At 57.8% G+C, this 25,379-nt stretch carries 23 protein-coding genes and 2 pseudogenes; 2 read left to right on the forward strand and 23 right to left on the reverse strand.

The features are described 5' to 3' along the window. Positions 1 to 595: 595 nt before the first annotated feature. The 19 genes and pseudogenes from ACWVX6_RS08665 to ACWVX6_RS08755 form a co-directional block, all read right to left on the reverse strand. Entirely contained in the window at positions 596 to 1,168 is a 573-nt protein-coding gene (locus tag ACWVX6_RS08665) for a hypothetical protein (protein ID WP_455152927.1), read from the reverse strand. Between the two features lie 129 nt (positions 1,169 to 1,297). Then, a pseudogene (locus ACWVX6_RS08670) lies at positions 1,298 to 1,827 on the reverse strand (transglutaminase domain-containing protein); the annotation flags it as partial. A 606-nt stretch (positions 1,828 to 2,433) separates the two neighbouring features. Continuing rightward, the gene (gene gatB, locus ACWVX6_RS08675; RefSeq protein WP_110436651.1) at positions 2,434 to 3,858 is read right to left on the reverse strand and encodes an Asp-tRNA(Asn)/Glu-tRNA(Gln) amidotransferase subunit GatB; all 1,425 of its coding nucleotides are present in this window, start codon (positions 3,856 to 3,858) and stop codon (positions 2,434 to 2,436) included. Positions 3,859 to 3,873: 15 nt separating this feature from the next. After that, positions 3,874 to 5,343 (reverse strand): Asp-tRNA(Asn)/Glu-tRNA(Gln) amidotransferase subunit GatA, encoded by a 1,470-nt coding sequence (gatA, locus tag ACWVX6_RS08680; RefSeq protein WP_455152912.1) that lies wholly within the window; start codon positions 5,341 to 5,343, stop codon positions 3,874 to 3,876. Positions 5,344 to 5,358: 15 nt separating this feature from the next. Continuing rightward, entirely contained in the window at positions 5,359 to 5,646 is a 288-nt protein-coding gene (gene gatC / locus ACWVX6_RS08685; protein WP_110436649.1) for an Asp-tRNA(Asn)/Glu-tRNA(Gln) amidotransferase subunit GatC, read from the reverse strand. Between the two features lie 88 nt (positions 5,647 to 5,734). Further along, entirely contained in the window at positions 5,735 to 7,729 is a 1,995-nt protein-coding gene (ligA, locus tag ACWVX6_RS08690) for an NAD-dependent DNA ligase LigA (protein ID WP_455152913.1), read from the reverse strand. 73 nt (positions 7,730 to 7,802) lie between these two features. After that, complete coding sequence (gene yunB, locus ACWVX6_RS08695; RefSeq protein ID WP_455152914.1) at positions 7,803 to 8,501, reverse strand: sporulation protein YunB; 699 nt, start codon at positions 8,499 to 8,501, stop codon at positions 7,803 to 7,805. Positions 8,502 to 8,803: 302 nt separating this feature from the next. Further along, positions 8,804 to 10,735 carry a bifunctional 4-hydroxy-3-methylbut-2-enyl diphosphate reductase/30S ribosomal protein S1 gene (locus ACWVX6_RS08700; protein WP_455152915.1) on the reverse strand — a complete coding sequence of 644 codons (1,932 nt, stop codon included), beginning with the start codon at positions 10,733 to 10,735 and terminating at the stop codon, positions 8,804 to 8,806. After that, positions 10,732 to 11,316 carry a lysophospholipid acyltransferase family protein gene (locus ACWVX6_RS08705; protein WP_270576646.1) on the reverse strand — a complete coding sequence of 195 codons (585 nt, stop codon included), beginning with the start codon at positions 11,314 to 11,316 and terminating at the stop codon, positions 10,732 to 10,734. The genes ACWVX6_RS08700 and ACWVX6_RS08705 overlap by 4 nt, the downstream gene beginning before the upstream one ends. Continuing rightward, a complete protein-coding gene (cmk, locus tag ACWVX6_RS08710; protein ID WP_227109852.1) occupies positions 11,313 to 11,996 on the reverse strand; it encodes a (d)CMP kinase in 684 nt (227 codons plus the stop codon). The genes ACWVX6_RS08705 and cmk overlap by 4 nt, the downstream gene beginning before the upstream one ends. Then, entirely contained in the window at positions 11,993 to 13,222 is a 1,230-nt protein-coding gene (locus ACWVX6_RS08715) for an NAD(P)/FAD-dependent oxidoreductase (protein WP_455152916.1), read from the reverse strand. The genes cmk and ACWVX6_RS08715 overlap by 4 nt, the downstream gene beginning before the upstream one ends. Further along, on the reverse strand, positions 13,219 to 14,088 hold the full coding sequence (locus tag ACWVX6_RS08720) for a MurR/RpiR family transcriptional regulator (protein WP_455152917.1): 870 nt from the start codon (positions 14,086 to 14,088) through the stop codon (positions 13,219 to 13,221). The genes ACWVX6_RS08715 and ACWVX6_RS08720 overlap by 4 nt, the downstream gene beginning before the upstream one ends. 130 nt (positions 14,089 to 14,218) lie before the next feature. Then, a complete protein-coding gene (locus tag ACWVX6_RS08725) occupies positions 14,219 to 14,950 on the reverse strand; it encodes a pseudouridine synthase (RefSeq protein WP_117492319.1) in 732 nt (243 codons plus the stop codon). A gap of 137 nt (positions 14,951 to 15,087) precedes the next feature. Next, positions 15,088 to 16,164, reverse strand: coding sequence for a serine hydrolase (locus ACWVX6_RS08730; RefSeq protein ID WP_455152918.1), 1,077 nt, complete (start codon positions 16,162 to 16,164; stop codon positions 15,088 to 15,090). Between the two features lie 71 nt (positions 16,165 to 16,235). Then, the gene (gene ytfJ / locus ACWVX6_RS08735; protein WP_455152919.1) at positions 16,236 to 16,676 is read right to left on the reverse strand and encodes a GerW family sporulation protein; all 441 of its coding nucleotides are present in this window, start codon (positions 16,674 to 16,676) and stop codon (positions 16,236 to 16,238) included. Between the two features lie 33 nt (positions 16,677 to 16,709). Next, positions 16,710 to 17,342, reverse strand: coding sequence for a DUF2953 domain-containing protein (locus ACWVX6_RS08740; RefSeq protein WP_455152920.1), 633 nt, complete (start codon positions 17,340 to 17,342; stop codon positions 16,710 to 16,712). 6 nt (positions 17,343 to 17,348) lie between these two features. Then, complete coding sequence (scpB, locus tag ACWVX6_RS08745; RefSeq protein WP_227109857.1) at positions 17,349 to 17,987, reverse strand: SMC-Scp complex subunit ScpB; 639 nt, start codon at positions 17,985 to 17,987, stop codon at positions 17,349 to 17,351. Next, on the reverse strand, positions 17,971 to 18,684 hold the full coding sequence (locus tag ACWVX6_RS08750; protein ID WP_455152921.1) for a segregation and condensation protein A: 714 nt from the start codon (positions 18,682 to 18,684) through the stop codon (positions 17,971 to 17,973). Before ACWVX6_RS08750 ends, scpB begins: the two co-directional genes overlap by 17 nt. Before the next feature lie 3 nt (positions 18,685 to 18,687). Next, positions 18,688 to 19,326 (reverse strand): site-2 protease family protein, encoded by a 639-nt coding sequence (locus ACWVX6_RS08755; protein ID WP_455152922.1) that lies wholly within the window; start codon positions 19,324 to 19,326, stop codon positions 18,688 to 18,690. A 308-nt stretch (positions 19,327 to 19,634) separates the two neighbouring features. Here ACWVX6_RS08755 and ACWVX6_RS08760 point away from each other — a divergent pair, with 308 nt between their 5' ends. Together ACWVX6_RS08760 and ACWVX6_RS08765 are read left to right on the forward strand one after the other, a co-directional pair. Then, positions 19,635 to 20,714, forward strand: coding sequence for a sensor histidine kinase (locus ACWVX6_RS08760; RefSeq protein ID WP_455152923.1), 1,080 nt, complete (start codon positions 19,635 to 19,637; stop codon positions 20,712 to 20,714). After that, on the forward strand, positions 20,711 to 21,424 hold the full coding sequence (locus tag ACWVX6_RS08765) for a response regulator (RefSeq protein ID WP_118361760.1): 714 nt from the start codon (positions 20,711 to 20,713) through the stop codon (positions 21,422 to 21,424). The genes ACWVX6_RS08760 and ACWVX6_RS08765 overlap by 4 nt, the downstream gene beginning before the upstream one ends. A gap of 174 nt (positions 21,425 to 21,598) precedes the next feature. On the opposite strand, the gene ACWVX6_RS08770 is transcribed toward ACWVX6_RS08765, so the two are convergent. From ACWVX6_RS08770 to ACWVX6_RS08785, 4 genes and pseudogenes are all read right to left on the reverse strand, one after another. Next, positions 21,599 to 23,422, reverse strand: coding sequence for a polysaccharide deacetylase family protein (locus ACWVX6_RS08770; protein ID WP_455152924.1), 1,824 nt, complete (start codon positions 23,420 to 23,422; stop codon positions 21,599 to 21,601). 312 nt (positions 23,423 to 23,734) lie between these two features. Beyond that, complete coding sequence (locus tag ACWVX6_RS08775; RefSeq protein WP_455152925.1) at positions 23,735 to 23,923, reverse strand: hypothetical protein; 189 nt, start codon at positions 23,921 to 23,923, stop codon at positions 23,735 to 23,737. Between the two features lie 115 nt (positions 23,924 to 24,038). Continuing rightward, positions 24,039 to 25,001 (reverse strand): hypothetical protein, encoded by a 963-nt coding sequence (locus ACWVX6_RS08780; RefSeq protein WP_455152926.1) that lies wholly within the window; start codon positions 24,999 to 25,001, stop codon positions 24,039 to 24,041. 49 nt (positions 25,002 to 25,050) lie between these two features. Continuing rightward, positions 25,051 to 25,379, reverse strand: a pseudogene (locus ACWVX6_RS08785) (glycosyl transferase); the annotation flags it as partial.

Consider the following 25,379-nt stretch of genomic DNA (forward strand, 5'->3'; position numbering starts at 1 on the left):
TTTTAACTGGAGTTGTGACTTCCAGCGATTTACCAAGAGTAAAAAACTCTCGAAATTTCAGGTTCGCACTACAACCTTGTTCATATCGAACAAAAGTTTAAGCACATCGTTGTTTAATTTACAAGGTGCAATTTTCCTTTGCCTTCAGCGGAAAATCGCACCGCGTGTCAAAAATCTTCGTGATTTTCGACCAAGGTACTCAAACGCGTCAGCATTTGACCACTAAAGGTTTTGGATTCTGTTAAATCGAAGCAGCCTTAACTGCTCATCAACAGCTTATTTAGTATACCTCTCCCGATACGCTATGTCAACACATTTTTTCATTTTTCCCAAAAGTTTTTGCGTATAGCCTGCTCTCCCCTTGTCCATACTGAGTCCCGAGGTGAATTTCTATGAAGTATTTCTGCAATCTTACAGCACTGCTATCCATTGATCAAACGGCTAACGCCTGTTTTTGCGCACTTTCTCCGGAAATCCGGCAGCGTATTCTTCCGCACAGCGCACAGCTGCATACGCGCGAGGAACTGCTGCTCTGCGCCTTTCGTCTGCTGCAGCAATAGTAAAATCCCGAAGCCTATCGCCTCGGGATTTCTTCTTATTCCGCCGCCAGCAAGCACGCATACCGCAGTTTAAGGCGCATTTTCCAGCTTTTCTTCACATTTCTTCCCCAAAGCCGCTGCACGAACAGATCGAGCGCACGCTCCTCGAACGGCTCAAGCGCGATGCCGCCGTATATGGTTTTCTCAAGCAGACTGTTCACACGCTCGTACTCTCCGGGCTTAACCGACGGCAGCGTGTCCGCAAGCGCCTTATCGGTCGCCGAGGTCTCCCAGCCGAGCGCCGCGTCAATTCCCCAGAGGGAAATCAGCTTGAACATCAGCTTCTGCGACTGCCGCACACGCTCCTCGATCGACATTCTGCGCCGTTTACGTTCCGCATGCCACAGCACGAACGCGCGTGACAGCTCCATCGTGCACAGCAGCAGCGTGAGCAGCAGAATAACGGTGCCGACAATACCGAATCCAACCGCAGCCACGTTTTTCACCACAGTCAGCGGCTTGGACTGCTCGGAACCACCGGTGCCGGACGGCTCGACCACCTGCTCCGCACCCGACCGATCTTCGTCGATAGCCGCAGTTTTGCGCACCGTATCCGGCAGGCTGACCATCTGCTGCAGCGCAACCGCATCAAAATAATAGCCCGGTGTCGCATCAACCGGCAGCCAGCCGATACCGTCAAAATAGACCTCAGCCCACGCATGTGCGTTCTGACCGGTCAGCGCAACTGTTCCGTCCGCGCTGCTCTGCGTTTTGGCAATCGGCAGATAGTAGCCTTCCGCATAACGTGCGGGAATCCGTGCGCCCGCAGCGCCTGCATGGTCGCCGAGGCATAAAGCACTGCATTTCCCTTCCGCGAGTCTGTCAGGAAATATGCAATCGGGTCCGCATTATCCGGTGCGGCTTCGGCAGTCTCGCTGTAGCGCACCTGCGCTTTCAGCACCTTGCGGATGCGGCTGAGCGCACTGTAAACACCGTCATTTTCATCATCATAATCCTGCCAGAACAGACGGTTCAGCACAGGCAGCAAATCCTCGTCCGCTGCGGTATATGAATCATACACAAAGCTGCGATAGACCGACTCTGCTTCCGCATAGGCTGTCTGCTCCTCGGTCTGCGGGCCGCTGACCCAGCTCTCCGCGACCATGAGCTCCGACGGCCGCGTACCCGAAACCTCGGTCACCGTATAATCGCGGGTACCGAACAGACCGCGCCCTTTGAGCAGCGCGTCTCTGCGTTCGTGCACGTCACCGTCCGTTACCTTTTCCATCGAAGCCGGTGCATACACCGCGTCGCGCGAAGCGTTCTGCACCGATACCTCGACCGTGTTGGCCTCCGGTGCATCGCCGGTCAGCCGATAGTATGCCGCCGGCTGCGTGAACGGGTCAAAGCCCTGTGTCTGCACCCACTCGCCGTTCTTTGTCCGAAGGACGGTCTCGAACGGCTGCGCTCCGTCCCACGCACGGTATTTCTTCCAGACGGAAACGCCTTTCTGCCCGCCGGAGTGCGCTCCGTTTTTTATCCGCGCACTGCCTGCGGTTCCGCAGCGCAGCACACAGGAGCACAACCGCCAGCAGTGCCTCAGCACAGCCGATCACCACCAACGGAAAGTGCTCACCCAGTATTTCTAGCCAATCCGTTATATGCATTCCTTCACCTGCCAAATCCCAGTTTTACTCTTTTCTGTATTTCTCATCCAGTCGATGCCTGCATATCCATTTATACATAATAGCATTATACTCCTATATCTGTCGATTGACAACATTTTTCCCCAATACAACCGCTCTCTCCGACAAATTCCTCCCCAAAAAGCACAAAAAGGATACAGAACAGTACTGTTCTGTATCCTCTTGTATCAATTCGGTTTTAAGCTGAATTACAGCTTTGCCAGCTCGGATGCGATCAGCTTGTTGATGATCTGCGGGTTGCCCTGACCCTTGGAAGCCTTCATGCACTGGCCTACGAGGAAGCCGGTAACATTCTTGCCTGCCTTGAAGTCGGCAACAGCCTTTTCGTTCTTGGCGATAACGTCCTGTACGATGGCGAGGATAGCGCCCTCGTCAGATACCTGCTTGAGACCCATGCGGTCAACGATGGCCTCAACGGTCTCGTCGGTCTCGAACATGCTCGGCAGAACCTTCTTGCCGGCGTTGCCGGAGATGGTGCCCGCCTCGATCAGCTTGACCAGAGCAACCAGCTTGTCTGCGGTCATCTTGGTCTCGCGGAGGCTTACGCCCTTGTCGTTCAGGTACTTGGAGATATCGGACAGGATCCAGTTTGCGGCAGCCTTGGGCTTAACCTGCTTTGCGGCAGCGTCGAGCAGCTCGGCCTTCTCAAAGCTGTCAGACAGCAGACGCGCCTCCATGGCAGTCATGCCGTACTCGTTGAGGTAACGCTCGTAACGGGTGATCGGCAGCTCCGGAACCTCGCTCTCGATCTGGTGCAGCCACTCGTCGGAGATCTCTACGGCGATCAGGTCCGGATCCGGGAAGTAACGGTAGTCCTGCGCATCTTCCTTGGTACGCATTACCGTGTTCTTCAGCTTAACGTCATCCCAGCGGCGGGTCTCCTGCTGGATTTCGCCGCCGTTCTCTACAACCTCGATCTGGCGTGCAATCTCATAGTCGATCGCACGGACCGCACCGGAGAAGGTGTTGATGTTCTTCATCTCAACGCGGGTGCCCAGCTCGGTGGAGCCTTCCGGACGGATGGAAACGTTAACGTCACAGCGGATGGAGCCTTCCTCCATCTTGCAGTCGCAGATGTCGAGGTAGGACAGCGTGGTCTTGATCATTTCAAGGAATTCCTTTGCCTCGGCAGAGGAATGCAGATCGGGACGGGTTACCATCTCGATCAGCGGTACGCCGCAGCGGTTGAAGTCAACGATCGTGCCGTCGATCTCGTCATGCAGCAGCTTGCCCGCATCCTCCTCGAAGTGGATGCGCTCGAGACGGCAGGAGTGCTTCACGCCGTCCACATAGAAGAATACCTCGCCGTTCTCGCAGATCGGCACATCAAACTGAGAGATCTGATATGCCTTCGGCAGATCGGGGTAAAAATAGTTCTTACGGTCAGCCTTGCACAGCTGATTGATGGTGCAGCCGGTAGCCTTACCCATCTTTGCGGCGTAGTGTACAACCTGCTTGTTGAGTACCGGCAGTGCGCCCGGCATACCGGTGCAGACCGGGCAGGTGTGGGTGTTGATCGGTGCGCCGAAGCCAGTGGAGCACGAGCAGTAGATCTTGCTCTTGGTGGACAGCTCCGCATGCACTTCCAGACCGATGACAGCTTCGTATTTCATGTTTGTCTTCCTCCCTTACAGTGCAGCGATGATGTTCTTGAGACCGGACGCCTGCTCAAAGGCCAGACCGGCGTTCAGCAGCGTCTGCTCGCCGAAGCGCGGACCGATGAGCTGCATGCCGACCGGCATGTGATTCTCATCAAAACCGCACGGCTGAACCAGACCCGGCAGACCGGCGATATTGACAGAAACCGTGCAGATATCGCCTGCGTACATCTCGAGCGGATTGGTGGTCTTGGAGCCGATCTCGTAAGCGGTGGTCGGCGCAACCGGCGTCAGGATGACGTCGCACTTCTCGAACGCGTTTGCAAACTCCTCGCGGATCTTGCGCTGTGCGGCGCGTGCCTTCTTGTAGTATGCATCGTAGTAGCCGGAGGACAGAACGTAGGTGCCCAGCATGATGCGGCGCTGAACCTCGGCGCCGAAGCCCTCGGAACGGCTCTTGGTGTACAGCTCGATGATGTCGTCGCCCGCGTTCGGGGTGCGGTAGCCGTACTTTACACCGTCGAAACGGGCAAGGTTGGAGGAAGCCTCTGCGGAAGAGAGGATGTAGTAGATCGGCAGTGCATACTCAACGAGCGGCAGAGAGATCTCGAATACCTCCGCGCCGAGTGCCTTGTACGCCTCTGCAGCCGCCATAACGTTCTTGCGAACGGCATCCGAAATGCCCTCACCGAAATACTCCTTTGGCAGACCGATCTTGAGACCCTTGACGTCAGCGTTCAGGTTGGCGCGCAGCGAACCCTCAAACGGGGTCTTGACAGAAGTGGAATCGTGCAGCGGATCGTGACCGGTAACCGCATCGAGCAGCATTGCTGCGTCCTCGATGGAGCGGCCGAACGGGCCGATCTGGTCGAGAGAGGACGCGAATGCGATCAGGCCGTAACGGGAAACCGCACCGTAGGTCGGCTTCATGCCGACAACGCCGCAGAAGGACGCCGGCTGACGGATCGAGCCGCCGGTATCCGAGCCGAGCGCCAGCGGAGCCTCGCCTGCTGCAACAACAGCAGCGGAGCCGCCGGACGAGCCGCCCGGTACACGGTCGAGGTTATGCGGGTTGTGGGTCGGGTGCATCGCAGAGTTCTCGCAGGAGGAGCCCATTGCGAACTCGTCCATGTTGGCCTTGCCGGTGATAACCGCATCGGAAGCAATCAGCTTCTCCATAACGGTTGCGTTGTACGGCGGCTTGAAATTACCCAGCATCTTGGATGCACAGGTGGTCAGCGTACCCTTGGTGCAGATGTTGTCCTTGATTGCGATCGGGATACCGGCCAGCGCGGACAGCGTATCGCCAGCGGCGCGCTTCTTGTCCACAGCCTCAGCCTGTGCGAGTGCTGCTTCCTCGGCTACGGTAACGTAGCCCTGAACCTTATCCTCTACCGCCTTGGTGCGGGCAAAAACGTCCTTTGCCAGCTCTACTGCGGAGATTTCCTTTTTGCCGAGCAGCTCGGACAGCTCGGACGCAGTTTTTTCGTAAAGTGCCATGATTCTGTCCCCTCCTTACTCGACAACACGCGGAACTGCTACGCCGCCGCACTGGAAGTCCGGTGCATTCGGCTCGATCAGCTCATCCGGCGTGAATTCCTGGATCACTTCGTCCTCGTGGAACGCATTCTTGCGCTCGGTGTTGATAACATCGGTGATATCGCCCAGATCAAGCTCAGCCAGCTTGTCCACCATTGCGACGATACCCTGCATGTCATCGGCCAGACGGTCGAAAATGCCGCCGGTCGAATCCAGACGTGCCAGGGACGCGATGTGCTCAATTTCTTTTCTGGAAATTGCCATGTCGTTTGCCTCCTAATTATTTATCTTAAATCTATAATACGAATTTTATGATCTATCGTAGGACGGGGTGCCCTACGGCATATCTTATTTAAGCGTTTCCGCTGCCTTCTTCAATCATCGTCTTAAACTCTTCTTCGGTCAAGACCGGGATTCCCAGTTCTGCTGCCTTCTGCAGCTTGCTGCCGGCATTTTCGCCTGCGACAACGTAGCTGGTCTTTTTCGAGACCGAACCGGCCGCTTTGCCGCCGAGAGACTCGATCAGATCGTTGATCTCCTTGCGGGTATAGAGCGTCAGGCTGCCGGTCGCCACGATGGTCTTTCCGGCGAGCAGGTCGCTCTTTGCGGTCTTTTCACCGATGAAGTTGACGCCGTGTGCGCGCAGCTTTTCGATGAGCGTATGCGACTGCGGCAGCTCCCGCCAGGCGGCGATGCTCTCCGCGGTGGTCTGTCCGATGTCGCGTATCTCGGTCATTTCCTCTACCGGTGCGGCAAGCAGTGCATCGAGCGAGCCGAAGTGGTCGCTGAGGATGCGGCCCGCCTTCTGGCCGACATGCCGGATGCCGAACGCGAACAGCAGCCGCGACAGGTCGCGGGTCTTGCTCGCCTCGATCGAGCGGACAAGATTATTCGCCCAAGTGTCCACCTTTTTGCCGAGCGGCAGCAGCTGCTCGACCGTCAGGTCGTACAGGTCAGCCGCCGACTTGACCAGTCCGGCGTCGATCAGCTTCTGCAGGTTGCCCTCGCCGCAGCCGTCGATGTCCATCGCGTCACGCGACGCAAAGTGCATCAGGTTTCGCAGCAGCTGTGCCGGACACGAGGCACTCGTGCAGCGGATCGCGGCTTCGTCCTCGTCATCGTAGACCGGAGCGCCGCACACCGGACAGACCTTCGGGAACTCGTACGGAACCGAATCCAGCGGACGCCGGTCCTTTTCCACGCCGATGATCTCCGGAATGATTTCTCCGGCTTTTCGGACGGAAACAATGTCGCCCACGCGGGCATCGAGCTGACGGATAAAATCGCGGTTGTGCAGCGTTGCGCGGGACACCGAGGTGCCCGCAAGCCGTACCGGCTCAAGCACGGCATTCGGTGTCAGCACGCCGGTGCGTCCCACCGTGATGACAATATCCTTGAGCAGGGTCTGCTTGACCTCGGGCGGGTACTTGTACGCCGCCGCCCACCGAGGAAATTTCGCGGTCGAACCGAGCGTTTCGCGCTGCGCGAAGGAATTGACCTTGACAACAGCACCGTCAATGTCAAAATCCAGTTCACCGCGGGTCTCGCCCATGTTCTCGATCTCGCGCTGCACGTCCCGCGGGTCGGTGTAGACCGGATAGCGCGGGCTTGTCGGGAAACCGAGGCTCTTGAGGTAATCGAGCGCCTGCACATGGCTTTCCATCGGCAGCTCGTCGCTGTTCTGGATGTTGAAGCAAAAGATGGACAGCTTTCTTTCCCGCGTAATTTTGCTGTCCTTCTGTCGCAGAGAACCCGCAGCCGCGTTGCGCGGATTGGCAAGGAGCGGCTTGTCGTGCAGCTCCAGCTCGGCGTTGAGGGCATCGAACACGGACTTTTTCATGTAGACCTCACCACGCACGATCAAATGCGGCGGCGCGTTCTCCAGCTTTTTCGGGATGTCCTTGATGGTTTTGAGGTTCTTTGTCACGTCCTCGCCCACCTGACCGTCACCGCGTGTCGCACCGCGGACGAACACGCCGTCCACATATTCGAGCGCGACCGAAAGGCCGTCGATCTTGTACTCGACAACGTACTCCGCCTGTCCGACGGCATTCTCCACACGGGAATAGAACTCGCCCAGCTCGTCAAACGAGAAAACATCCTGCAGACTTTCGAGCGGGTAGGCGTGCGTCACCTTGGCAAAGCGGCTGCTCGCCGTACCGCCGACCCGCTGGGTCGGAGAGTTCGCGTCCGCCATCTCCGGATGCTCGGCCTCGAGCGTGCGAAGCTGACGCTGCAGCATGTCGTACTCATAGTCGGTGATCTCGGGCGCGTCCTCGTTATAGTATTTTTCGTTGTGATACCGCAGCTGCTCCCGCAGAGCGGTAATCTGCTCACGCACGTCCATAATAAAACTCCTTTGGTGTGAGCAAATACTCACACAGATTAAGTATACCAAATAATCCGATATTTTTGAAGTATTATTTTCCGGTTTCGTGAGAAATATCCGAATTTTCCTCGTAATCGCGGATTTCGCCGAGCAGATCAGAGCCGGAGTCGCCGATATAGGCGTACCGTTCGGGCACCGTGCCGACGATAACCGTGTCCGTGACCGGGTACGTCGAGACGATTTCCCGGTCTTCCCCGCCGAACGGCGTGAGAATGCGGAAGCCGGCGTGCACCTCGATGAGAATCCGGTGGCGCGTCTGGTTGATGCCCGCCGAGGTAAACGCGCTGACGAACCGCGCCTCCATCTGAGCAAGCCCCGCAAGACCGACCTTCACCCTCGGGCCCATTCCGGTAAACAAATTGGGCGCAAATACCGTGCCGAGCGGCACCTCGGTCTGCGTTTCCTCCAGATAATCCAGGTGTTCAAACAGACCGTTGACGATACGCGCCTTCACCTTTCCGACTGCGATAATATCCGTACGCAAGGCCGTGATGTGGTTGTCGCTGTCGCGCTCAAGCACCACAAGGTCGGCAAATTCGTCCGGATGGGAGAAAACCTCGTCCTCCATCAAGGTGTTGATCTCCTTGATGGCGCTGTCCTCGCAGACGTTGACGGCGTACTCCATGAAAATACGCTGAAAGCGTATAGTCAGCAAGCCAAGACCAGCCGCTACTATCAGTATCAGTATGACAAGTGCCAGTCTCCTGCCGTTTTTCCGTCTGCGCCGCATAATACCACCCCATTCAGCGTATGCGGCATACGTTTGCATAATCACCTTGTCGCACCCTACGGTGAAGCGTTACAATATATTTCTCTATTAAAAAACTGTCCTAAACTGTTTTACTATTATTATCTGCCAATATATATTCCCCTTTTAACAGATTAGGACACATTAGGACGGTTATTTTACATAACCGCTTAACCGTCACGTTAATTACTGACTACTAATTACCAATTCGCAATCACCAATTAACAAAAAAGAAGCACCCGATAAATCAGGTGCTTCTTTGCGCTTAACAGCTAAATGAGGAATTAGTCCTCGTAATCCTCGCCGTCCTCGAGCAGAGCACGGATGGACAGAGATACCTTCTTCTTCTCGTCGTTGATGTCGATGATCTTAGCCTCGACAACCTGGCCAACCTCCAGCTCGTCCTCCGGCTTTGCGATGCGGTGATCAGCGATCTGAGAAATGTGGATCAGGCCGTCAACGCCCGGTACGATCTCAGCGAATGCGCCGAACGGCATGAACTTGAGGATCTTAACCTCAGCAACAGAGCCGATGTCGTACTTGGACTTGAATACGTTCCACGGATTGTCCTCCTCGCGCTTGTAGCCGAGGGAGATCTTCTTGTTTTCCTTATCCAGACCGATAACGAATACCTTTACCTTGTCGCCAACAGAAACGACCTCGGACGGGTGCTTGATGCGGCCCCAGGACAGCTCGGAGATGTGAACCATGCCGTCCACGCCGCCGATGTCTACGAATGCGCCGTAGGAAGTCAGGGACTTAACGGTGCCGTCGTACTCGTTGCCGATCTCGATGGTGTTCCAGATCTGCTCAGCAGCAGCCTTGCGAGCCTCCTGCTGGATCTGACGGATAGAACCAACAACGCGCTTGCGCTGACGGTTGATCTCGGTGATATAGAAGGACTGCTTGGTCTTAACCAGCTGGCTCATCGGCTGATCCTTCGGTACGCCGGTCTGGGATGCCGGGATGAATACGCGTACGCCGAATGCAGTTGCTACAACGCCGCCGCGGTTCTCCTCAACGATGGTGCCCTCAACCGGGGTGTGCTCCTCGTAAGCCTTCTCAACGGTCTCCCAGCCCTTCAGCTGATCAACGCGCTTCTTGGACAGAGTGATGGTGCCCTCGCCGTCGTTTACGCGAACAACAACAGCCTCGATCTCGTCGCCAACGTGGATGTTGGCAGCTACGTCGTAGTTCGGGTCGTCAGACAGCTCACCCAGCGGGATATACGCAGTGTGCTTAACGCCCAGATCTACCTGTACGTCGTTATTGGAAATACCTACAACGGTGCCGGTTACCTTTTCTCCATTATTTAAAGTCTTGAAGGACTCCTCCAGCATTGCTGCAAAGTCCTCACCAGTTTCAATCTTGGTTTCTTCGCTCATCATGTTACTGACCTCCTTAATTATCCATGCCGGTGTGGATGCTCCCGCCGTGATCCCGATGTGCTGGTGCTGCCCGAGCTCCTGCGTAGTAAGCTCTGCCGCGTCTTCGATGTAGCGCACATCCGAGCACAGCGACCGGCTGATCTCATACAGCCGTTTGGTGTTGGAGCTTTTCTTATCTCCGATCACGATCATTTGATCCGATACACCGGCAAGCAGACGAGCCTCCGACTGGCGCTCATCCGTCGCTTTACATATTGTATCAAAAATTTTGAGGTTTGTACACCTTTTTTTTATAAGTCCTACGGAAATATTCCAAATTGACCGGTTGACGGTGGTCTGTGCGACCAGAGAAATGGGTTTATTTCCCATTTTAGGCCGTTCCGAGAAGGCTCTCGCCTGCTCCTCGCCCTCGAGCACGACCGACTCGCCGCACCAGCCCTGAATGCCCACAACCTCCGGATGTCCTGCGCTGCCGAGAATGACGATCAGCCGTCCGTCCGCGCTCTCTTTATCCGCAATTTTGTGTATTTTCCGCACAAAAGGGCAGGTTGCATCAAAGATTTCGCACTTTTTTGCTTGAAGCAGCGTGTATACATTCCGTGGTACACCGTGCGCCCGAATGAGCACGCCGGCACCGTCCGGAATGTCCTCAAGCGCATACGCAGTGTACACACCGAGCTTCTCCAGCCGCTCGATTTCGTGCATGTTGTGAATGATTTCACCATAGGCATAAATTTTTCCGTTTTTTTTCGCCTGCTGCTCGGCGAGGTCCACGGCACGGCGTACGCCGAAGCAGAATCCGGCGGTTTTGGCTACCGTTACGCTCATACCTGCTCCTTCAGCGCGTAGATGCGGCGCAGGATATCATCCGCGATCAGGCCGTAGTCCTTCTGCTTCGGATCAGGCGTGAACGGCTTGCCGATCACGACTGTGGCTCTGCAGCGGAAACGCTTGCCCTCGGTGATATACATCGGCAGGATCGGCGCCCGGGTCTTGACCGCCAGCATAGCCGCGCCTTTTTTGGTCTCGCCCTCGGCGGCGTGGCGTGTGCCCTGCGGGAAGATGATGAGCTTCTGACCGGCACGGACACAGCCAAGTGCGGTCTTGATGGCAGTGATATCCGCGCCCTCACGGTCGATCGGAAAGGCGCCGAGCGCCGCGATCAGCCACGCGAATATTTTCTTCCGGAACAGCTCTTTTTTCGCCATCAGGCGCAGCGGCGTCTTGCCGCCGAGTGCGACCGCCGCAAACGGCGGGTCAGACAGCTGCACATGATTCGGACAGACAACGCAGCCGCCCTCCGGGATGTTTTCGCGTCCAATCACGCGGTAGCCAAAGAAAATATGGAACGCCAGCGCTACCAGCGGCACAACCAGAGCCTGGAACCAGCGGTGGTACTTGAATTTCATGCCTTTTCCTCCGTTTTTTCACGAATAATACGCAGAACGGCTGCTATGCTCTCCTCGAGCGTCAGGCTGCTCGTATCCAGCAGAACCGCATCGTCCGCCTGTTTGAGCGGCGCAACGGCGCGAGTCATGTCCTGCCTGTCGCGCTCGTTGATATCGTGCAGGATGCCATCCATCGTCACCTGCTGGCCCTTCTCAATCAGCTCTTTATAGCGGCGCTCCGCGCGGGACTGTGCAGACGCGGTCAGGAAAATCTTGACCGGCGCATCCGGCAGGATGACCGTGCCGATGTCGCGGCCGTCCATCAGGATATTGCCGTTTTTCGCCATATTGCGCTGGGTTTCCAGCAGAAACCGGCGTACTTCCGGCACCGCGGATACCTTGGACGCGTAGTATGAAATCTCCGGTGTGCGAATGGCTTCGGAGACATCCTCGCCGTTCAGGAGAACGTGCTGTGCGCCGTCCTGATAGGTCAGCTGAATGGCAATCTCCGGCAGGGTTGCGATAATACCTGCCGTATCCTCTCCGGCAATGCCCCTGCGGCACACCGCCAGACCGATGGAACGGTACATCGCACCCGTGTCCACATATACATAGCCGAGTTTTGCCGCGGCAGCACGCGCCACGGTGGATTTTCCGGCCCCGGACGGGCCGTCAATGGCAACCGAAATATACTTCATCATGATTCCTCCTCCGTAGCCGACAGACCCGCCAGACGGCCCGTAGACCACGCAATCTGCAGGTTGAAGCCGCCCGTGTAGGCGTCCACATCGAGCACCTCACCTGCGAAATACAGGTGCGGCAGCTTTTTGGACTCCATGGTTTTCGGGCTGACCTCGCGGACGGACACGCCGCCCGTGGTGATAATCGCCTCAGCGATCGGACGCTTGCCGGAAATCTCAACCGGGAACGCCTTGAGTACGCGCAGCAGCGCCGCTCTCTGTGCCTTGGTGATGGAATTGACCTTCTCGCGCGGGTCGATGCCGCTCTTTTCGATCACGACCGGAATCAGCTTCTTCGGGAGCAGCTCACCGAGCGCGTTGATGAAATCGCTGTTCTTGTGCTTGTCAAAGTCCGCGAGCAGACGCTTGTCGAGCGTCTTTTCGTCCAGCGCAGGCTTGAGATCAATCTCTACACGGTACTTTTTGCTGCCGAAATGGCGCATATGCGCACTCGCGGACAGCACCAGCGGACCGGACAGACCGAAGTGCGTGAACAGCATTTCACCGAAGTCCGAGTAGAGCTTCTTCTCGTTTTCATACACGGTCAGCTGCACGTTGCGCAGACTGAGACCCATTAGCTTTTGACAGGTGTCGCCGTCCTCGACCAACGGCACGAGCGACGGATTTGCGGGCACAACCGTGTGTCCCGCCTGCCTGGCGAAGCGATAGCCGTCACCGGTCGAGCCGGTCTGCGGATAGGACGCGCCGCCGGTCGCCACGATCACGCGATCCGCCTTGTACGTCTTGTGACCGGCACGAACGCCTGTGAGCACACCGTCCTCGATGAGCAGCTCGTCTACGGTCGTATGTACGATGGTCACGCCCGCCTTTTTCACCCACAGGAACAGCGCGTCGATGATGTCAGCTGCCTTGTCCGACTGCGGGAACACGCGGTTGCCGCGCTCAGTCTTGAGGGCAACGCCGTGGTTCTCGAAAAAGTCCATCACGTCCGCCGGACCGAATCCGCCGAGCGCGGAATACAGAAAGCGCGGATTGACCGGCACGTTGCGCAGAACCTCCTGCACATCGCAGTTATTGCACACGTTGCAGCGGCCCTTGCCCGTGATAAACAGTTTGCGGCCAACTTTTTCGTTGGTTTCCAGCAGCGTCACCTGCGCGCCCTGCCCCGCGGCAGTACCTGCCGCCATCAGACCGGCTGCGCCGCCGCCGATTACGATAATGTTCAATTTATATCGTCCTCCGGTTTTTCATATACGTCGTATTCTTCCCAGATGCGCTCCAGCTTGTTAAATGTCTGCTCAATCTCATCGCGGCGGCTCATGCCGACAGCCACGATCAGTGCGTTGATGACCGACAAGGGCGCCACGAGCGAATCGACAAAGCTCGCCATATCGCTGCGTGCGAGCAGCACATGATCGGCCACACGCGCCAGCGGCGACAGCTGCGAGTCGGTCAGTGCGATAACGCGGGCACCGCGGTCGCGCGCGTACTTCATCGCACTCAGCGTGCGCTTGGAGTAGCGCGGGAAGCTGATGCCGAACAGCACATCACCCGGTCTGACACGGAGCACCTGCTCGAAAATCTCGCTGACGCTGTTCGTATGTACAAGCGTCACATTTTCAAACAAAAGGTTGAAGTAAAAGCCCAGAAAGCTGGCTAAAGCGCTTGAGGAGCGCACACCGAGGATGTAGATTCGCTTGGCGCCCATGAGCGCGTCCACCGCGCCCTGAAAGGCGTCGCGGTCGATCTCGTCGAGCGTTACACGGATCATGTCCGTATCCGCGTGCAGCACGGTCTGCAGCACATCGCGGCCGCCCATGCGGTCGCCCGCAACCTCCATGCGCTGCACCGAGGTCAGCTTGTTGCGGATCATCTCCTGCAGGGCACGCTGCAAATGCGGATAGCCGTCATAGCCAAGCTCGGTCGCAAAGCGCACGACCGTACTTTCGCTCACGCCGACAGTCACACCCAGACGGCTCGCGGTCATGAACGCGGCCTTGTCGTAGTGCTCTAAGATAAAACGCGCGATCTGCTTCTGACCCTTGGAAAAGCCGGGCAGCTCGCTTTGAATTTTTGTGATCAGGTCATTCATTATATTCTCTCCTGCATTGCATTCTCTGCATACATTCCTGCATTTGCACGATACTATTGTAAGTGAACCTGCAAAAAAATGCAAGAGCATATGGGTGCAAATTGCAAAAAGACAGGGATTTCCTTAAAAATCAGAGGTTCTCCTGCACGTCAGCAGCGATGTCCTGCAGATACGCAATCTCGTCATTCGTCAGCTCGCGCCATGCGCCGCTCTTGAGGTGCGGGTCGAGCGGCATCGTGCCCATCGCCACGCGCTTGAGGCGGCGAACCTCCAGACCGCACTTCTCGCACATTTTGCGAATCTGGCGGTTGCGGCCCTCGTGGATGGTCAGGCGCAGCTTCGCGCTGATTTCGTCACGGTCAATGGTAACAACCGTTGCCGGACGGATGCTGTAGCCGTCAATCTCCATCGGCTCTGCGAGTTTCGGGATGTTTTCCAGATTGCCGCGCACGCGCACCTCATAGTGCTTTTCCACCTCGTGGCGCGGATGGGTCAGCGCGTTGAGCAGATCGCCGTCATTGGTCAGCAGCAGCAGGCCCTCGGAGTTGTAGTCCAGACGGCCGACCGGCACGACACGCGCACCGCAGCCGCGCACCAGATCGGCAACCGTCTTGCGGCCGTGCTCGTCCTTCATCGTCGTGACATAACCGCGCGGCTTGTACAGCATTAAGTACACCTTTTCCTCGGCACCGCCGATAGGCTTGCCGTCCACGAAAATTTTGTCACGGCGCGGATCGGCCTTGTCGCCGACCGAAGCCTTTTTGCCGTTTACCGTTACGCGGCCGTCGTCGATCCAACGCTCCGCCTCACGGCGGGAGCACAGGCCTGCCTGAGCCAGTAATTTCTGCAGTCTTTCTTCCATTTATGTTACCTCTTTCGTTTTGTTCTATTGTTTTAATGGAAAATGAATGTGTCGCCTAATTACGCCGCGCTGCGGCGATTCCGACGCAGCGCGGATGGAACTCGCGCAAGGATAGCGTCATTCTCCATTTTCAATTCTCAATTTCTAAACCGTTCCATAATGCGTTCAACGAAGGATTTTTCTTCCGCTGGAAGCAGCGATTCCCCGCCGTAAACCAGCGTATCGCGTGCCAGCACGCAATCCCCGAGCCGATACTCGACCGAACCCGCCTGCGCCGTCCTCACGATCGGTGCATAGCAGATTTTCTCGCCGTAGCGCACGCGCTGCAGCTTCTCCTTTTCACCCGGCAGCAGATATGCCGTCACGGTATTCTTGGCCATGAGCGGCACGGACGCAGTATCGCCGCCGAACACACGCGCGTTTGCAATCGTGTCTCCTGCCTTATGCAGCGTGACCTCGCTGTACTGCGCGAAACCCGCGTCGAGCATCTCCCTGTGGTCGTTCCAGTCGTTCGGGTCGTTGAGCGTCACCGCGATGATGGTGCGCCCGTTTCGCTCGGCCGCCGAGACCAGACACCGCCCTGCCGCCCGCGTATAGCCGGTTTTCACGCCGATCGCGCCGTCATACATGCTCAGCAGACGGTTGTGATTGCTCAGCGCGTGCCCGCTGACCGTGCAGCTTTTGGTCGAGACGATCTGCCGGAACACCGGGTCCTTGAGAGCCGCCGCCGTGATCTTCGCCAGCTCGTGCGCGGTAGTGTAGTGCGTATCGGACGGCAAACCGTTCGGATTGTCGAAATGCGTGTCCGTCAGACCGAGTTCCGCCGCTTTGGCGTTCATTTTGCCCACGAAGGCGGTCATGCCGCCGCATTCTCCCGCGACAGCGACCGCCGCATCGTTGCCGGACGCGAGCATGAGTCCGTACAGCGTATCCCGCAGCGAGAGTGTCTCACCCGCTTGCAGGTACATGGAGGAGCCTTCCACGGCGGCGTACTCCGGCTTTACGGTATACACGCGGTCAAGGTCGCCCTCGCCGAGCGCGACGAGCGCGGTCATGATCTTGGTGGTGGACGCCATCGGCAGGCGGCTGTCCGCGTTCTGCTCGAACAGCGTTTCACCTGTGTCCGCGTCGATCACAACCGCCGCCCGTGCGCTCACCGCGCCTGCCCTCGGCAGAACGAGCAAAAGCGCGAGCACGCAAAACAGCTTTTTCACATTGCACCACTCCCCGCATAACAAAACCTACTCAGCATTCACGCGAGTAGGTTTTGCGGGAAAACGCGGTTTTATTCGTCGCCGGACAGGGGTTCCGCCACTTCGGCTGCATCCTCGGTCTTGCTCTTGAAGCCGCTGACGAAATTGGACACCTTGTTGATCGCACCCGGGATCATCTCGACCAGACGGTCCACCGTGTCGGACGCCTGTGCGTTGATGCCGAGGATGTTGGCGCTGCCGTCCCTGCCGATGACAAGGAAGCACACCGGCGAAACCGTCACACCGGCGCCGCTGCCGCCGCCGAACGCGAGCGGAGACCCGCTTGCCGCGTGCTTGGATGCGAACTCACTGCCGCCTGCGCCGAAGCCGAACGACACCTTGGAGACCGGGATAACGGTCGTGCCGTCCGCTGCTACGATCGGGCTGCCGATAATGGTATTAACATCCACCATTTCCTTGATTTTGGACATGGTTTCGGTCATCAAATCGCTGATGGGATGATGTTCACTCATAATTTCCGCCTTCCTTTATACGTTTTTTACTGATTATTTGAAATATTTCTTATACAGCTGATACATCGGCTTGCCATGCCGCAGCAGCACTCTGACGAGCGAGATCGGCCGTATCGAGCAGTTTACGGTAAACGCCCACTCGGTATGGTCAGCGTTGAAGTCCGCGTCCGCGCTGACATGGTAATCCTGCATATCGAAAGTATTCTCCAGAAACGGAACGATGATTCCGCAGAGCGCCGCCGTCTGCCCGAGCAGAATACCGGTCTGCGCCGCATCATCCGTGCCGACAACCACACGCGCCCGCAGTCTGCTGATGCGCAGGCGGTCGGTCAAGTCGCTGAGGAAATCGCGCACCGTGCCTGCGATCTCGCCGACATCCAGTCCGTCCTTCGGCAGCGAGAGACCGAGCTTTCCGCTCGTCTTTTTCTCGTTTTCTTCGGATTTCTTCTTCTCAGCTTCCGTTTCCTCTTTTTTCTTTTTCAGGTGGCGCGGTCTCGGATACAGTGGAATGCGAACCGGCCCATACCGTGCCTCCACGCTCACCTCGCCGGTCACGCCGACGGCTTCAATGCCTGCCCGAATGTTCAGCAGCACCAGCACAATCACCAGTGCCAGCAGTACAATTCCAAGCAGAATGCCTGAAATCCAGAGTAAAACCGTTCCCATAGGCGGTCACTCCGTTTCCGGCGGCACAGGCTCGCCGTTCAAGAAGCGCAGCTGCTCTCCGGGCGGCGTCTCGTGCAGCGTGCCGTCCATGTTCAGCTCCATCTGCTCGTTTTCCTCGAGTGCGGGCAGCGCCGGAAGGTCCTCGATGCTTGCCAGGGAAAAGCTGCGCAGGAACTGGTCGGTCGTGCGGAACAGCATGGGCTTTCCGGGCACGTCCAGCCGTCCGGCCTCCTCGATGAGCCCCTTTTCCGCCAGACTGCTCACCGTGTTGGATGAATCGACACCTCTCAGCTGGTCGATGAACGCGCGCGTCACCGGCTGGCGGTATGCGATGATGGTCAGCACCTCAAGCGCCGCAGGCGACAGCGCGGGCGGTCTGCGCGATTCGGTCACGCGGCGCACATACGGCCCGTACATCGGCCGGGACGCCAGCTGCAGCTTGTCCTCGATACGCAGCAGCATGATGCCGCGGTTCTCGAAGTCGTAGCGGTTCTCAAGTGCAGCCGCCGCGTCCAGCAGCTCCGCCGGCGCGGCCTCGAGCGCTGCGGACAGCCGTTCAATGGTAACCGCATCGCCTGCCGCGAACAGCACGGCCTCCAGTCCGGCCTCGAGCGCCGTCATGCTGCCGTTATTTTGTGTTGTCATTTGTCAGCATCAGCTCCATCTCCTCGCCGTCCCCTTCCAAACGGATTCGGCGGGTCTTGGATAATTCCAGTACAGCCAGAAAGGTAGCCACGATCTCCGAGCGGTTTCTCGCATCGTCGAACAGCCGCATAAACGGCACGCGCATCCGATACAGAAAGCGCTTGAGGATCGCGGTAACGCGTCCCTCTACCGGTGCAGGCTCCCGCCCGACAATGCCCTGAAACGAGGTCACCGGCGGCGGCAGTCTCCGCTTGGTTCGGCGCAGCATTTTGTTTGCCGCGCGGATGAGATCGTTTACCGTGTGGTGATACTCCACCGGCGCATCATCCTGCCGTTCGGGCGGTTTGACGTAGATATCACGACCGGTTTCGTTCTTTTCCGCAAAAAACGCAGTCGCGCTCTTGAGTCTCTGGTACTCGAGCAGCATCTCGACCAGACCCGCTCGCGGGTCCTCCCCGCTCTCGTCCTCCTCGTGCTTCGGCAGCAGCATCCTGGACTTGATGTACACCAGCTGCGCCGCCATTGCGATGAAGTCACCGGCAACGTCCAGATCCATGTGCTCGGCCTCGTGCAGAACCGCCATGTACTGCTCAAGGATTTCCGCGATGGGGATATCGTAAATGCTCACCTTGTTTTTGGAAATCAGGTGCAGCAGCAGGTCGAGCGGCCCGTCAAAGTTGTCTAAATGAAAATCCATAGCTTACAGAAACAGGCTGACGAAGTTTACCGCCAGCATGAGAACGCCGTTGCCGACCCAGTCCATAATGCCGTCCAGCCAGCCGAACCAGAGCGCTACGATAAACACGAAAAAGATGATATTCTGGTACTTCTGCAGCTTGAGCGACCACGAAAACGGCAGAAAAGCATCAACGACGCGCGAGCCGTCCAGCGGGTGCACCGGAACGAGGTTGAACACACCCAGACCGACCGACATGCTCGCAACGATGAGCAGGAACTGCGACAGCGACCACAGGAACGTATTCGTCATGTTCATGCGCACCACAAAATACAGGCAGTACGCGATAAAGGCGGTGATAAAGTTGGATACCGGACCGGCAAGCGCAGTCAGCGCCATGCCCCAGCGTCTGTTCCTGAAATTGGCGATATTGACCGGCACCGGACGCGCCCAGCCGAAGCCGAACAGCAGCAGGCACAGGAAACCGATCGGGTCGATATGCGCCATCGGCGACAGCGTTACGCGGCCGGAATCACGCGCGGTACGGTCACCGAGCAGATAGGCAACACCGCCGTGCGCGGTCTCGTGGATGGACAGGCACAGCACGATCGCGGGCAGCGAAAGCGCCAGTGTGATAAATGCGGAGCGGATATCGCCACTCATCAAAGCTCTCCAAAGCAAGCTGTTTCCTCCATTATTGCAGTGATTCTGATTCTATATTACCCTATAATGGATTATTATAACACGGATAGCGGTTGTTGTCACCCGAATATTTGTTCTGTACAACATTCGGCAGGATTTTGTCGTTTAATCGCAGGGCGGGGCGCTCCGGAGTGCCCTGCCCTGCAGGATAACTTACCGAATGGATAATATCTTTGCTGCATAATTCTCCACTCAGTAAGTTTTAGCAGCACATTAACGGATTATCTGCTATAATTAACTTGTACATTTATGCACTTGGAGGCTTCGACATGAAACGACAGGACGGTAAACCGCGTTTATTCTCGTTTACGCTGCGGGATTTCCTTATTTTCGCGGCGATATTTATCTGTGCACTGGTGCTTTGCACCTTGCTGCGCCGCTCGGACATCAGCGACGGCTTCGCCTCTCCGGTATTTGTTCTCGCGGTGCTGCTCATCTCGCGCTTCACAAACGGATACCTGTTCGGCACGCTTGCCGCATTCCTGAGCGTTATCGGCATCAACTACATCTTCACCTTCCCCTACTGGGAATTTAACTTCACGATGACCGGCTATCCGCTGACGTTTTTCGTCATGCTGTGCGTATCGCTCATCACCTGCACGATGACCACCAAGATCAAGCAGCAGGAGCAGTTTCGCATGGAGAGCGAGCGCGAGAAAATGCGTGCCAACCTGCTCCGCTCGGTCTCGCACGACATCCGTACGCCGCTGACCTCCATCATTGGTTCAACCTCGGCCATTCTGGAAACGCCCGACCTGTCTCTCGAACAACAGCATCAACTGCTCGAGGATGTGCGCGATGACGCGCAGTGGCTGGTCCGCGTGGTAGAAAACCTGCTGTCCATCACCCGCATGGGCGAGGACACCCGGATCACCAAGCAGCCTGAGGCCGCCGAGGAGGTGCTCGGCGAGGTCGCCCGCAAATTCCGCAAGCACTATCCCGACGTCAAGATATCGGTGGCTGTTCCGGATGAGCTGCTCATCGTGCCGATGGATGCGATCCTCATTGAGCAGGTCATGACCAATCTGCTTGAAAACGCCGTTCGGCACGGCAAAAACACCACTCATATTGCGCTCTCTGTGCATCAGGATGGCGAAAACGCCGTCTTTGCCGTGCAGGACAACGGCGGCGGCATCCCGCCCAAGCTGCTGCCCGTGCTGTTCAGCGGAACGCTGCGCCACAGCGACACGCCCACCGGAGACGGCAAGCGCAATATGGGGCTGGGACTTTCTGTATGCAACGCCATTGTCCGCGCACACGGCGGCACGATGCACGCACAAAATAAGGACGGCGGTGCGGAATTCATCTTCTGTCTGCCGATGATAGAAAAGGAGCCGGAACTGCAATGAACATTCGAGAAAAAATACTCATCGTGGAGGATGAAAAGAGCATTGCGCACTTTATCTCCACTATTTTGAACTCCAACGACTACGAAACGCTGCTGGCCCGCTCGGGCAGCGAGGCAAAGACCATGATCTCCTCGCACTGTCCGGATCTGGTCATCCTCGATCTCGGTCTGCCGGATATGGACGGCATTGACGTCCTGCGCGAGCTGCGCTCGTGGTCGAGCCTGCCGGTGGTGGTGGTTTCCGCCCGCTCGCATGAGCACGATAAGGTGCAGGCGCTCGATCTCGGTGCGGACGACTACCTGACCAAGCCGTTCGGCACCGCCGAGCTGCTCGCACGCGTGCGCACCGCCATCCGCCACACGAGAACCACCTCCGCGAACAGCGAAATCGCCCGCGAGGGCACCTACACGGTCGGTGAAATGACCATCGACTATAACAAGCATCAGGTGCTCGTCCGCGGCGAGAATGTCCACCTCACGCTCAGCGAGTTCCGTATCGTTGCGCTGCTCGGCAAGTTTGCCGGCAAGGTACTTACCTACGATTACATCATCAAGGAACTGTGGGGACCGCGAGCCGGCGGTGACAACCAGATCCTGCGCGTCAATATGGCAAATATCCGCCGCAAGATCGAGAAAAATCCTGCCGAACCGGAGTACCTGTTTACCGAGGTCGGCGTGGGATATCGTATGGCGGAAAACAGTGAAAATTGAGAATGGAAAATGTCGCTATCCTTGCGTGAGTTCCGTCCGCACTGCGACGAGGTATCGCGCTATGCGCGTTATTTCATGCCGCGCATAGCGTAGTTCCGTAATTCTCAATCCTCCATTATCAATTCTCCATTCCTAAACAAAAATCCCGAACCGTTTGGTTCGGGATTTCTTTGTTCAGGTAAACTCTGTCGGTGAATAGCTGCCGTCTGCGATCTGCTGCGCGACTTCATCCGTCAGGCCGTTGTAGACAAGGCCCGGCTCCAGCGTGATGCCGTGAATTGCGGCAAGCTGAGAGACCGTTACAAACGCGTAGGTCTTATCCGTGCGGCTCTGCAGCTCGTCGATCGCTGCCAGCGCACCCCAAACCGAAGTCTCATACAGGTCGTGCATCAGGACAACATCGCCGTCCTGCGCCTGCTCCACGATGACCTTCTTCACATGATCGGCATCGCGGTACTTCCAGTCCTCGGTGTCCACGCTCCAGTTGATGATCGGATAGCCAAGCTCTGCGGCTACCGCCTTGACATCCGAGTTGACGCCGCCGCCTACCGGACGCAGCACCTGCGGTGCCTGCCCCGCAATATCCTTGATCGCATTGGTCGCATCGTCAATCTGGCTGCGGATATCATCCGTGCCGAGGCCGGTCAGGTGGCACATCGGGTGATTCATGGTGTGGTTGCCCAGCTCATGGCCTTCGTTTACCATGCGCGGCAGCACATCCGATACCTCGGAGACACGCTCGCCGACCATCAAAAACGTAGCAACTGCGCCGCGCTGCTTGAGGCCGTCCAGCAGATAGTTGGTCAGGCCGTTCGGATAGCCGTCCTTCTTGCCGGTCGGACCGTCGTCAAACGTCAGCGCGATATAGACATCGGCCTCCGGAATATCGCCGTCCACGGCATCGCCCAGCTTATCCTTCATGTTCTTGAGGTATGCCTTCTGGCTGTCAAAGCCGTCAAGCGTTACGCCGGTGAACGAGAATACGCCGTCACCGAGATCGGTATACGTCTTGCCAAGGATCGCCGCAAGCACCTGCGGAGAAACGTAAAAGCGGTTCTTGTCCTGATCCGTGTAGGTGGAGAAGCCATTGCCGGAGGCACGCTTGCCGTCCACCTTGGTCTTGCCGTCGTCCGCATCCACGGTCGCGGTGGATTCGCCGCAGGTGACATTCCATGCACCCTTGCCATCGTCCTCCGCCTTGCCGCCGAGCGCGGTCATCGCAGCCTTGAGCGGGATATACGCCGTGCCGTCCTGATTGAGCACACCTGCACCCAGCTTTTTGCCTTCTTCCACCATGTGCTTGGTGCTGCCTTCATAGAGCAGCTGATCCGAGCCGGTTCGCATGACGATGCTGCCGCTCATCACCTGTCCCTCGGCCGGGCCGAGCACCTTGAGCGCATCATCCGTAATTTCACCGATCTTCTTATCGGTCAGCGCCTTTTTCGCCTGACTGATGATGATCAGATCGCCGTTTTCGGCGGCAACCTCGCCGGTCTGCCACGAAAGTGCCTGACAGATATCCTTGACCGGCGCATAAACCACGCCGTTCTTCTCCACCGGTGCGGAGGCAAAGGTCTCGGTCGCGTCACCGACGTGCAGGTTTGTATCACTGAGCTTGATTGTCAGCACGGTCTTTTTGAGCGTGATCGTGCCGGATTTGGCATTCTCGTCCCAGTTCAGCTCCAATCCGAGGTTATCGCACAGCGAGCTGATGGACGCCATGCCGTTGCCCTGACTGTCACGGTAGGGCGCAGCGTCAACCTGTATCGTCTTGCCGTTCTTATATGCATTCGTGTTTCCCACCTGATACACCAGCACGTTGTTGCTGCTGACCACGTTTCCGACAATCGAGCGGACCGCCCGCACACCGAAGAAAATGACCGCAATGATCAGAATGATCAGGGCAAACAGCACACCGTAGTGACTGTTGCGCCGTCTGCGTCTGCGCCCTCTTCTATGCGGGCTGCGCGGCGCCTGCCGCGCCGATTCATATGCCATTTTTGTCATCCTTCCTATCCTTTTTATAATATATGCTGCTAAGATATAAGTATACCACCTTTCGACACAAAGCGAGGTTACAGTTCTGTTACTTTTTACAGCTTCCGTCCGCACTTTTTTGTCTTTTTCTGACGGCAGACTTACGGCAACACCGCACAATTAAAGCAGCGGTTCCTTGCGCGAGTTCCGTCCGCGCTGCCGCGGTTCCTTGCGCGAGTTCCGTCCGCGCTGCCGCGGTTCCTTGCGCGAGTTCCGTCCGCGCTGCCGCGGCTTCTTGCGCAGGCTCCGGTCGCGCTGCCGCGGCGCTTTGCCTTACAAATCCTCGCCCGCACTCCAGTTGACAAGATGAGGCGACTTTTTCGGCTGCACAGCTGCCGGGTCGGGCACCTTTACACCGAAGAAATCATACCACTGACCGCACTGCTCGCACTGCCAAGCCGTTGCTTCGGTTTCGTCCATGATGAAAATCTCGTTTCCGCATTCACAATTCAGAATTGTCATTATACTTCCTGCTTTCCTGCTGTTATATTTCTGCTATCAGTATAGCACAAGCCGCGCATAAAGTCGAATGCCAGCGCAAAGAAAAAGGGAGTGTTTCCACTCCCTTTCTGTTCGGTTACGGCAGCCTGAGCAGTCCTGCCTCGCGCAGACTGTTGAGCAGCTCGTTGAACCGTGCAACGATGTCGTCCGCACCGGTTGCGTCTGCTACCGATGCCGCCGGTTCCGGACTTGCACCGGCAGGTCCGGTCGGGCCGGTCGGGCCAGTTGGGCCAACTGCGCCCGCTTCACCTGCAGGGCCGGTCGGGCCGGTAGCACCGACTGCACCTGCTTCACCTGCGGGGCCGGTCGGGCCGGTTGGGCCAACTGCGCCTGCTTCACCGGCAGGTCCGGTCGGGCCGGTCGGACCGGTCGCGCCGACTGCGCCCGCTTCACCTGCGGGGCCGGTCGGGCCGGTTGGGCCAACTGCGCCTGCTTCACCTGCAGGGCCGGTCGGGCCGGTAGCACCGACTGCACCCGCTTCACCTGTGGGGCCGGTCGGGCCGGTTGGGCCGACTGCGCCTGCTTCACCTGCAGGGCCGGTCGGGCCGGTTGGGCCAACTGCACCCGCTTCACCTGCGGGGCCGGTCGGGCCGGTTGGGCCAACTGCGCCTGCTTCACCTGCGGGGCCGGTCGGGCCGGTCGCGCCGACTGCGCCCGCTTCACCTGCGGGGCCGGTCGGGCCGGTTGGGCCAGTTGGGCCAACTGCGCCCGCTTCACCTGCGGGGCCGGTCGGGCCGGTTGGGCCAACTGCACCCGCTTCACCTGCGGGGCCGGTTGGGCCGGTTGGGCCGATGGGTCCCGGGAAGCCCGGCGGTCCCGGAGGACCCGGAATGCCTCTCGGCCCCATTGGCCCCATCGGTCCCCTTTCTCCTCGCGGTCCGCGCGGACCCGGAGGACCGGGAGGTCCGGGAGGTCCGGGAGGTCCGGGAGGTCCCATCGGGCCCGGTCGGCCGTTGCCCATCACCGCATCGCACACGCGCTCCTGCCAGCGTTCGCTCGGGCGTTCCCAGTTGCCGCAGCAGTCCTGTCGATCGTTCATGTCGTTCTTCCCTTCCTTCCGATTTGCCGGAAAACTCCGGCAGTTCAGTCTATGCCGAAGGCGGCTTTGCGGTGAGACCCTGCGCGGCAAAATACCGTCGGTTGTGCGCCACTGCCGCCGACTGCGGGCGCACGAGTGCTGCCCTTTCGTTCCATGCACAGGCTTGCTTTGGGTCTCCCAATTTGTCCCAGCAGACGCACAGGCCGAGTGCCGGCGCATAAGCACAGGCGTTCACATCAACAAAGCCGCGCGGCGCTGTGCTTGCGGCTCGAATGGCGGTTTCATACCAGAACACCGCCTGTCTTGCGCGGTTATCCGCGTATTCGAGGGTTGCAAGCGCACAGCACACGGCACTGCGCGGCACCTCCAGTGCAAATG

This window comes from Butyricicoccus sp. (genome assembly GCF_977037065.1).

Bases quoted from the DNA above. Each gene is read 5' to 3' on its own strand.
- ACWVX6_RS08665 (WP_455152927.1), bottom strand. From the start codon at position 1,168: ATGGTCAGCCTGCCGGATACGGTGCGCAAAACTGCGGCTATCGACGAA.
- gatB (WP_110436651.1), bottom strand. From the start codon at position 3,858: ATGAAATACGAAGCTGTCATCGGTCTGGAAGTGCATGCGGAGCTGTCC.
- gatA (WP_455152912.1), bottom strand. From the start codon at position 5,343: ATGGCACTTTACGAAAAAACTGCGTCCGAGCTGTCCGAGCTGCTCGGC.
- gatC (WP_110436649.1), bottom strand. From the start codon at position 5,646: ATGGCAATTTCCAGAAAAGAAATTGAGCACATCGCGTCCCTGGCACGT.
- ligA (WP_455152913.1), bottom strand. From the start codon at position 7,729: ATGGACGTGCGTGAGCAGATTACCGCTCTGCGGGAGCAGCTGCGGTAT.
- yunB (WP_455152914.1), bottom strand. From the start codon at position 8,501: ATGCGGCGCAGACGGAAAAACGGCAGGAGACTGGCACTTGTCATACTG.
- ACWVX6_RS08700 (WP_455152915.1), bottom strand. From the start codon at position 10,735: ATGAGCGTAACGGTAGCCAAAACCGCCGGATTCTGCTTCGGCGTACGC.
- ACWVX6_RS08705 (WP_270576646.1), bottom strand. From the start codon at position 11,316: ATGAAATTCAAGTACCACCGCTGGTTCCAGGCTCTGGTTGTGCCGCTG.
- cmk (WP_227109852.1), bottom strand. From the start codon at position 11,996: ATGATGAAGTATATTTCGGTTGCCATTGACGGCCCGTCCGGGGCCGGA.
- ACWVX6_RS08720 (WP_455152917.1), bottom strand. From the start codon at position 14,088: ATGAATGACCTGATCACAAAAATTCAAAGCGAGCTGCCCGGCTTTTCC.
- ACWVX6_RS08725 (WP_117492319.1), bottom strand. From the start codon at position 14,950: ATGGAAGAAAGACTGCAGAAATTACTGGCTCAGGCAGGCCTGTGCTCC.
- ytfJ (WP_455152919.1), bottom strand. From the start codon at position 16,676: ATGAGTGAACATCATCCCATCAGCGATTTGATGACCGAAACCATGTCC.
- ACWVX6_RS08740 (WP_455152920.1), bottom strand. From the start codon at position 17,342: ATGGGAACGGTTTTACTCTGGATTTCAGGCATTCTGCTTGGAATTGTA.
- scpB (WP_227109857.1), bottom strand. From the start codon at position 17,987: ATGACAACACAAAATAACGGCAGCATGACGGCGCTCGAGGCCGGACTG.
- ACWVX6_RS08750 (WP_455152921.1), bottom strand. From the start codon at position 18,684: ATGGATTTTCATTTAGACAACTTTGACGGGCCGCTCGACCTGCTGCTG.
- ACWVX6_RS08755 (WP_455152922.1), bottom strand. From the start codon at position 19,326: ATGAGTGGCGATATCCGCTCCGCATTTATCACACTGGCGCTTTCGCTG.
- ACWVX6_RS08760 (WP_455152923.1), top strand. From the start codon at position 19,635: ATGAAACGACAGGACGGTAAACCGCGTTTATTCTCGTTTACGCTGCGG.
- ACWVX6_RS08765 (WP_118361760.1), top strand. From the start codon at position 20,711: ATGAACATTCGAGAAAAAATACTCATCGTGGAGGATGAAAAGAGCATT.
- ACWVX6_RS08770 (WP_455152924.1), bottom strand. From the start codon at position 23,422: ATGGCATATGAATCGGCGCGGCAGGCGCCGCGCAGCCCGCATAGAAGA.
- ACWVX6_RS08775 (WP_455152925.1), bottom strand. From the start codon at position 23,923: ATGACAATTCTGAATTGTGAATGCGGAAACGAGATTTTCATCATGGAC.
- ACWVX6_RS08780 (WP_455152926.1), bottom strand. From the start codon at position 25,001: ATGAACGATCGACAGGACTGCTGCGGCAACTGGGAACGCCCGAGCGAA.